A 9,201-nucleotide genomic window follows, 5' to 3' on the forward strand; every position below is an offset into this window, starting at 1 on the left:
CCGCCGCGCGCCGGTCTCGGCGAACCACTGCAGCCAGTCGACCGCAACCCCGCGCACGTGCAGCTCGGCCAGCCCGGCCAGCAGCCCGTGCGCCTCGGGCCGGTCCCCGCGCTGCGCGGCGACGGCCAGCACCTGTTCGGGTCGGACGGTGCTCGAGATGGGCATCGAACCATCGATGGACAGGGTTCTTGCGACAAGATCTACTTACTCGAGAGGGCTCACGTTGTTGCCTATCGCGCCACGATCGACGTGCCAGGAACGGTTGCGCTACGAGGGCGCACCACAGCCATGCGTCGACCAGGCTCTGCGACAAAGTCGTGATGCCGGCTGGTCCAGTCCTCGTCGGTGCGGGATTGCTGCTCAACCTCGTTGACCAGACGCTTCCGTCGGCCAGAAAAGCTATGGCTTCGCTGCGGCGTCGCCCGTCTGCGGTCGGGTAATCGGTGCGCGCTTTGGTCACGCCGGGCTGCTTCTACGCCCAGCGCACGATGGTCCGCTTGGCGTTGGCATGCCACAGCGTCTCGGGGCTGTTGCCTCCGGGTTGGGCCTGCCCGCCCGGACGTGCGAGGCGCGTTCGGGTCTTGCCGTACTTCTTACCGCCCCGGCACAGCAGCGGCACGGGTATACCCGGCTGGGGCGTCGATGCCGTGGCAGCAGCACCAGCAGGCCAACATCTCATTGCCTCCGTATCCCTTGGCATTCCACGTGTACTTGGGCTCCTCGTCGTTGGATGCGTCTGCGCGCAGGTCCAGGTCGACGACCGACGAGTCGTTCGCGGGATCTCTCCTCATACGGCTGCCGCTTTAGCGGCTCCGGGGTCACCGCACACGACGAGGCCCCGCGAGTCAAGCCCACCTCGGCTGCGGCTCTGGCCTCGTGAGCCGTCCACGCTCGAAGCTATTCGGCGGTTTCCCAGGTCAGGGCGTGGGGTCTTGCCCGCCGCTGGTCAGAAACTGTCGTGCCGCTTGCCAGGCGGTCGCGTTGGTGACACGGGTGCGTTCGGGCCATACGTCGGTGGGGGTGCCGGCGTATTCGAACGTGAACACGGGTCCGGGTTCGAGGTCTGGCTGGTATACCCAGGCGCTGCTGCCATCGACGGCGACGTGATAGACGAACGACCGTTCGGGGTGCCCGATGCAGATGTCGAGCATGGCGGGGAGTGTCAGCTCCGCTGGCAGCGATGAGGGTGACGCGGTAGGGCAGTTACTCAGTCTGGGACGTGGCTGATCTTGTCCACTGTGGCGTCGAGTTCGGTGACGATGCTGACCAACGCGGCGCCGTCGCCGCGTCCCCAACTGATGTCGATGCTCATCGCCGGATCCCTTCGCCTGCGCCCACGTACAGCTTGTGGAGCCATGTGCGGTCGCCGTCGGTGAGGAGCACCGTCAGGCGTGATCCTGCGGCAGGATGATGGCGAGAGAGCCCGGCGGGGCGGCGACAGCGGCTGAAGTAGGAGCCGCCTGGCACATAGGGGATCGGGCAGCTGATCACTCTGGCGATCACTTTGATGCTGCGGTCGGCGGTGAACAGCGGGTGAGTAGGGCTCGTTGATCTGCGTTCCCGGAGCGGCTCGACGAGCGGGATCAGCGATGTGACTATCAGTGGCATGAAGAGACAACGGGCGGCGCTGCTTGTCGAGCAATTCCTCGAGCGTCTTGACCAGCTGCAGGACGAGTGGCCGCTTCGGTTGGTGACCGAGGTGTGCGTGTTTGGTTCGTTCGCGCGGGGGGCTCCGGAGCCTGCTGACGTTGATCTGGATATCGAGTTCGATGGGACTGATTGGCAGTTTGCGAGTGAGAGGGCACAGGCGCTCAGTGCTGGCCGGGATCCACACGGAGACTTGCGCCGGCCGCTGGTCGGCCGGACACGAGGATGTCAGTTGGTCTACAACATGCGGGCACGGGCGGATTTCGACCTGACGTTGTTGTAGCGCCGAGGTGACGACCTGAGCGTCGCTCTGGAGAGGCTGCGTGGCATCGCGGTAGATCCGACGGCGGTCCGTGCCCCACGGGACGCGATGAGCCCCGAGTTTGAGGGGCTTGACCGGTGGTTGCCGCGACCGGTGCGTGAGCAGCTTCTCGAAGCGGTAGCCATGCGAGTGATCGAACTGGACCGTGTGGCTCTTGAGGACCGCATCGTAGATAGCCCTGAGAGTGCGTCGTACCTGCGGGAGAGATGGCAGCCCGGCGGTGTGTCGTTCAGAGCGGGGCAAGCCGTGCTCGCCCACTACGAGCAGCAGGGGGTGGACTCAGGGTCTATTCACCTGCATGGACAGGACGTCCGAGGCGAGGTGACACCGTACTTCGCTGGCTTCGGGCTGCGGTACCTGTCGTCGGCGCCCCGATGCCTAGCCGACTACGACGGTGTGGAGTGGCTTGAAGTAGTCCGTCCGACACTACGTGGCGAACTGACGGCACTTCGGATCCGCCCGCTTGACCGAACGCGCCTGCGCAAGTTGCGCTGGTAGGGCTGAGCTGCGATGGCAAGGCCAGGTGCAGCGACCCTCTGACAATCGTCGTGGCGTTGAAGTGCAGCAGGAGGCAGGTATGCCGGGCCGACCCGGCTTCGGTGAGTTCGACAGCGCGAAGATCCGTCGGCCAGTCGCAGGTGGTGGATGCCGGATGACGGGCGGTGCTAGAAAAGTGGGACTTTGCGCATGCTGGTGCGGGTGACGCCGTAGATGAGGGTGTAGGCCGCGACGCGCAGCGCTCGATATTGCGCCAACGACCCATGACCATTTCGAGCTGCGCGAACACGCTTGACGCGTCCTCGCCGGTGAGCGCAATCACCTCGCGGCATGGTCACACAGTGCGGCGATCTTCAGCCGGTGTTCTTGTATGTGGCGGTCGCGCTGATGATCACCAGCCTTGACGGGCTACTTCCGGGATCCACACGGCGTCCTTCACCGAGGGGCTAGCGATCGGGCATGGCGGCCGGTGCCGTTTGTGGATTACTGCTCCTGGGTCGCCGGGTACGCGATGTCGGGGCGTAGTCCTGCGAGAACCCGTGCGAGACCCAGTAGGTCAGCGCCGAGGTGGTAGCGAACCTTGGCCGGTTCGACCCGGCTCACGCCGCTCGCTGGGAGTTCTCGTATGCCAGCACCCATCAAACGTCGGCGATGTCGAGCTGGTAGGTCCCGGCAGCTCACCGACGTTGAGCCCGACTTCGTCCTGCTCCCAGTGGAGTGTGGGCGACGGTGATCCACCAGACCCAGTCCGCGGGTTGTTCCAGCGCCCGGTGCGGGTATTCCCGCCAGCACGTCAGCCGGGTGCTTGCCCAGAAAGCGGACAGTGCCCTGGGGTCGATCAGGCAGGTCAGCTCGGCGACCTGCGAGTCTTGCCACAGGCTGCCGCCGGTTGTTTAGCGGAGGGATCCACGCCTGGGCGGCGGAGATCGCCCCCCGCGCCAGGGGGCGACAGGCCAAGGCCGGCTCTACCAAAGCGCCGCCGACGAGCCGGCTCGCAGCGGCAGACGGGAGTCGAAGCGTTCGGCTACTGTACGTGGCGTGGCCGACGCAAACAGGGATCATGCGGAGGCGGGACGTCGCCTTCGCCTGTATACCTACCTTTCTGTCCCGGAGGCTCGGACCCACTTTGCGATCATGCGAGTGTTCACCTCGACCCTGCTGGCGGATCTGTCAGCTAGTGAGGTCGCGGCCTCGCTTGCGCAACTTGAGCAAGACGGCCGCATTGGCGTTGGCGAGTCGGCGATCGAGCAGGTCGTTGTTCGACTCAAACAACTGCGAAAATGGGGCAATCTGGTGCCTGGGCGGCGAGAAACCAACGCCCGGTCCATCACCGAGTTCGCTCACGGCAGTCGGCGCTATCAGGTGGACAAATTAGCCGTCCGCGTGCACCGCGAAGCCGAAGAGCTGCTGGCGATCCCCGAGGGTGCCCGTGAGGTCTCACGGGAGCTGCTGCCCGCGATTCGCCGCGGCATGGACGAGATCATTTCGACGATTGGCGAGTCGGTTCTGGCTGAGCAGAGGCAGGGCGCCGACGCTCGGGTCGTCGTGCGGCAGCGCGAGCAGCTGGCCGAGCAGGTCACCACATTGTTCCTGCAACACGCTGAGCTGTCCGACACCGTGCGCGACTTCTACGCCCACCTCGGGCAGGTCGTCGCCCGTCATGATCTCAATCCCGACGAGATCGCCGGATTCCGAGGGTTGCTGGTGGAGTACATCCAGCTGGTCGTCGAGGATGTGCTGCGGTACACCCCACCGATTGCCGAGTGCCTTGACCAGCTCGGCGCGGTGCAAAGCGAGCTGTTGCGGCTGCTGGCTCCGACCGCTGATCTCGGCGAGGCCGTCGAGCGCGCACGTGGGCGCTCGGAGTCGGACTGGCGGGGCCTCGCGGACTGGTTTGTGGACAGGCCGGGTCAGTCCAGCCAGGTTTGGGCCCTGCGGGAAGCCACGACCAAGGCGATCAGCTCGCTGCTGTCCAACGTCAAGCGGTCGACCGGTGGCGGTGGGATCGCGCCAGGTCGCCGTGCGGAATTGATTCGTCTTGCCGGCCGCTTTGATGCGGCGACGCTGTGGGAGGCCCATACTCTGTTTGCCCACGCCTTCAGCCTGTCCTCGGCGCGGCACTGGGTGATTTTACCCGACGTCGATGAGACTCCACCTTCCGAGCCGTGGTGGCGCGGATCGAAGGTGTCGGTGTCGGTGTCGGTATCGAGCCGGGCGGAGCCTGCGGCACGTGGCCGCGCAGCGCGCATTGTTGAGAATCCTCTTGGCGAGTACGCGGCGCTTGCGGAGGCTGAAGCGGAGGCTCGCCGGCGTGACGCGGTGTACGCCGAGCTACGCGCGGTTGCTGATCGGCTCGCCGAGGTGACGCTGTCAGCCGGGGCGCTGGACGTGTTGTATGACCTGATCCGCCGGGCGATGGGTCACCGCGAGGAGTTCGATGGGATCGGGGAGTTCGTCCACTCGCCGTCAGCCCTGAGAATTCAGGTCGGACCGCAAGCCGATGCCCGCGTGCAGATCCGCGCGGCACACGGCGTGTTGACGCTGCACGGCGTTGCCGTCGCCGTCAGCCTGTGTGGGAAGACATCTACGGCGCGAGGCGTCGATGGTTGAGCGCGGATACTACGGAGATCTCCTCGACGACTTGCCTCACCCCGAGGCTGCACAGGTGCGGGTTTGCGTGCGTACGCTGCTACGCCGCCCGATCTTGCACATCAACGGCCGTGGAGCCGAGTTGCTCCCGCTGATTTTCCGGCATCGGGACCGACTCCGGCGACTGTTTGCCAACTATCTGGGCTATCGACTGACTGTGGAAGGGCGACTCGCCCGCCTGTATAAGAGCGCGGACGCCGGTGCCGGTCGCGGCCTGCCGAACTTCACCCCACGCGCCTATGCGTACCTAGCGTTGACACTGGCCGCACTCGTCGATACGGGCCGGCAGATACTGCTGTCACAGCTGATTGCCGACATACGCGGTGCCGCGGCCGAGGCCGGGATCGCCTTGCGAGACGACTTGGTGGAGTTGCGGGCGCTGACCTCGGCATTGCGCCACCTGGTGACCCTCGGAGTCCTTGAGGAGACCGAGGGCAGTGTTTCGGCAGTGCAGCAGCGCGGCGCGGCGGAAGCGCTGATCACCATCGACACCGATTTGCTCGGCCTTATCGTGCCGCGGATGCGAGCCGGCAGAGCGTCTGAATTCGGGGAGCCCGGCACGACTGCAAGACAACCTGCCGGTATTGTTGCGCGCCGACGATTGGTCGAAGACCCGGTCGTCCTCTACGCCGATCTCCCCGATGCCGAGGCGCGATACCTACGCGACCATCAGCGGCAAGAGGCGTACTGGCTAGAACGCTACGTCGGCCTGCAGGTCGAAACTCGGGCGGAAGGCATGGTCGCCATCGACCCCGATGAGTTCCTCACCGATCTTGCGTTTCCGGCGAGCTCGACCGTGTCGCGCATCGCGCTGCTGATCCTGGAACCGCTTATGGCCGCTTCGCCTCCACGCGCCGACGGCTGTCACCAGGTCACGCCAGATCATGTCACGCGACTATGTCAGGAACTGGCTGCGCGCTACCCGTCCGCCTGGGCCAAACGCGACGTGAGTAATGTCGATACCTTGGCAGGCAGGGTCACCGATCATCTGCTGGACGCCGGCGCGGCGCGGCTTGTCGGCGACGACCTGCTGCTGGTTCCAGCGGCTCACCGATGGCAAGCACATGTTGAGGAAAGGGCGACGACCGTCGAGACGTCACCGGATCAACAAGAACCGCAGGCCACGCTGTTCGATGGCGAGGAGGCCGAATTGTGAACCTCCCAGTCGGCCTAGACGGCCTTCAGCCGCCCTCTCGGTGGCGGTTGCATCGTGGCGGCATTCTCAATATCTGGGAGTACGGCGCCCGCGAATTTGACCTGTCGGGCGGACGGGCGGTCCTGCAGGGCAGCAATGGATCCGGCAAGTCGCGAACCCTGGAACTCGCGCTGCCGTTCTGCCTCGACGGCGACCTGCGAAATCTGGGCGCAAAAGGCTACGACTCCGTGAGCGTGCGGCGGCTGATGCTCGATCATTACAACGGCGGCCCCAACCGTATCGGCTACAGCTGGATGGAACTGCGCCGAGCTCGCGATGACGGTGCCGAAGAGTTCCTCAGTTGCGGGATCGGGATCAAGGCATCGAAGGCGACCGACGACATTGCCAACTCGTGGCGGTTCATTACCGAAGCTCGGGTCGGCATCGACTTTCGGCTTGCCACCGCCGAGAACAGGCCGCTGGACATCGGGGAACTGAAGGACGTTATCGGCGCCCAAGCGGTGGTCACCGATCCAGATGTGTTCCGATCCCGGGTGGCTGCCGCCGTCTACGGCATCGACGACCTGCAGCGCTACGACGACCTCCTCCACCTGCAACGTACGCTGCGCAATCCCGACGTCGGGGTCAAGGCGGTCGCCGGGCAACTCGAGGAGTACCTTGGTGAAGCGCTGCCGCCGCTGGAGCCGGAAATCCTCAACAGACTCGCTAACCAGTTCCAGGACCTCGAGGCCATCCGGGAGAACATCGAACGTCTTAGACAAGCGGACGAATCCCTATCGCGCTTCCTGGTCGACTACCGTGACTATCTGCAGTCAGCGCTGCGCGAGCGAGCCACAAACCTCACCCAGGCACAGGAAGCCCTTGATGCCCATCGGAGAGCGGCGTCACAACGTCAAGGCGAACTCGGCATTCAGCAAGGTAAGGCCGGCGAGGCGCAACGCAACATCGACGAGTTGGAACGTGCCGAACGGGAGCTGAAGGCACAGATCGATGAGCTCAAGGGCAGCGACGAATACAAGGACCACCGTGACCTAGCGGACAAACGCGCCACGGTTGCCGCCTTAAAACGTAACGCCAGCACCAGCTTGTCCAATGCCGCGGGTCATCGCAGCTCAGAGGAGCGCGCCTGTTCGACCGTCCTCGACGTCCTCAATGCGGCTCAACGTGCAGGCGCCCAGGCTGCCGAAGAAGCCCACGCCGCGGCCGACCTGTTTGCTGACGTAGGATCTGATCGATCTGTCATTCCAACCGTGCCCTCGGTACCCGGGACCAGCACAGTTACCAGCACGGAGTACGTCCAAATCGCCGCGGAGCCCGATGGCGTACCCCAGCCTGTGCAGCGCTCGGCACCTCCAGCGTTCGATCTCGATGCACTGCGCAACGCCGTCGTGGAAGCACTCGCCCAGGCCGAGCGTGCCCGCGTCGTCGCCGAACGTCGGAGCGTCGTCGCCGCCTCGCTGCTGCAGACAGCGGAGCGGCTCGACGGAGAGCTAGGCGAGATCGACAAACTTAAGGCGACGGCAGAGGAGGCTGCGGACGCAGCCAGAGAGGCATCCGAGCGTCACGAACAGTGCCTTCGCACGCTCACAGCTGAAGCCGTCGCCTGGCTGAAGGGGCTTGCTGCCTGGGCGGACAGTTGCCCTCCAACCGCGGCGGCATTGGCCGGCCGGCCGGCTGCTCCCACTACGGCCGAGCTCATCGACGAGCCGGTTACGGTAACCCGCGGCGCACGCATGCTACACCTCGCCTGGATCGCGCCGGCCGTCGTTCAAGCTCGGCACGACGCGAGCGATGCCCGGGCGCAATACGCGAGCCTGGAGGCCGAACAGGGTCGCCTCGACACCGACCTACAAGCGCTGCGGGCCGGCGGTGACGTTCTGCCGCCGCACCCGGAGCATCCTCGTGCCAGCCGGGCACGCCGGCCGGGGGCGCCGTTCTACCAACTCGTCGACTTCCGCACGGCGCTATCGGAGGACGAGCGCGGCGGCCTAGAAGGTGCGCTCCAAGCGAGTGGATTGCTCGACGCTTGGGTAAACCCCGACGGCGGCCTCAGCGACCCCGACCTTAATGATCTGGTCGCAGTGGCGCTGACCGGCCCCCACGCGGCCGGCCATCTGCCGAACAGGCTCGCATCGGCGCTTGTCGCGACTCCGCCAGCCCAGTGCCAGGTCCCCATCGACGTTGTCGACAGGTTGCTGGCCGCAGTCCTGCTTGACGACGGTCAGGCTACAACGGACCAAATGGGTGTGGCGGTATCCACGAGCGGTCGCTGGCGAGCCGGGAACCTGACAGGCGCCTGGCACAAGCCGTGCGCTGAGTACGTCGGCCCCAGTACCCGCGAAGCCACCCGCCAGCGGATGATCGCAGGAATCTCCGCGCAACATGCTGAGGTCACTCGCGAGCTCGCAGCCGAACAAGTTCGGCGCGACGACCTCGCCGCAGCGGTTGCGACATGGGAACGTCACACCGAACACTTTCCCGAGCCGGTCACGCTCGTCACGGCACACGCCGAAAGTCGAATGGCCGAGGACATACGCGATACAGCAGAGGAGCAGACTAAGGCGAAGATCAAAGTCCATGCGGAGGCATTCGCCCGCTGGCAGGCCGATCGGGCCGTGCTAAGCCGAAACGCGGCGGAGTCCAACCTGCCCAGCGACACAGGCGCACTCGGGGCCAGGTGCATCGCGATCGGCCGCGCCATCGAGGCGTGTAAGCGACTGCACGGCGCTCTCGGTCAGAGGCAACCCGCCATCGGTGACATCGCTGGAGCCACTGCCAAATTCGACGAGGCGGTAGCTAGTGGAGGTGACCACCCGGGGCGCGAAGAGCCGCGCGGTCCGCGAGGCGGACCTGCGCGAGTCGCTGTAGTTCGCCCGGGCCCACCTGACCGCGCCCTCCCCGGTCGACGCCTGACCCACGGCGCCGCCCC

At 65.7% G+C, this 9,201-nt stretch carries 5 protein-coding genes; 4 read left to right on the top strand and 1 reads right to left on the bottom strand.

What is annotated here, in order from left to right; genetic code table 11:
- Positions 1–917 precede the first annotated feature (917 nt).
- On the bottom strand, positions 918–1,151 hold the full coding sequence (locus AMK25_RS32925) for an Imm1 family immunity protein (RefSeq protein ID WP_241826577.1): 234 nt from the start codon (positions 1,149–1,151) through the stop codon (positions 918–920).
- A gap of 455 nt (positions 1,152–1,606) precedes the next feature.
- Here AMK25_RS32925 and AMK25_RS31350 point away from each other — a divergent pair, with 455 nt between their 5' ends.
- From AMK25_RS31350 to AMK25_RS31370, 4 genes are all read left to right on the top strand, one after another.
- Positions 1,607–1,930, top strand: coding sequence for a nucleotidyltransferase domain-containing protein (locus AMK25_RS31350; RefSeq protein WP_073831969.1), 324 nt, complete (start codon positions 1,607–1,609; stop codon positions 1,928–1,930).
- Between the two features lie 1,575 nt (positions 1,931–3,505).
- Entirely contained in the window at positions 3,506–5,077 is a 1,572-nt protein-coding gene (locus AMK25_RS31360) for a DUF2397 domain-containing protein (RefSeq protein WP_073831971.1), read from the top strand.
- Positions 5,070–6,272: a TIGR02678 family protein gene (locus AMK25_RS31365; protein WP_073831972.1), complete on the top strand. Its 1,203-nt coding sequence runs from the start codon at positions 5,070–5,072 to the stop codon at positions 6,270–6,272. The genes AMK25_RS31360 and AMK25_RS31365 overlap by 8 nt, the downstream gene beginning before the upstream one ends.
- Positions 6,269–9,201 (top strand): hypothetical protein (locus tag AMK25_RS31370; RefSeq protein ID WP_073831973.1); only part of this gene is annotated, 2,933 nt, incomplete at its 3' end. The genes AMK25_RS31365 and AMK25_RS31370, both read left to right, overlap by 4 nt.

The sequence above is a fragment of the Micromonospora sp. TSRI0369 genome (assembly GCF_001905625.1).
Lineage (GTDB): Bacteria > Actinomycetota > Actinomycetes > Mycobacteriales > Micromonosporaceae > Micromonospora > Micromonospora echinospora_A.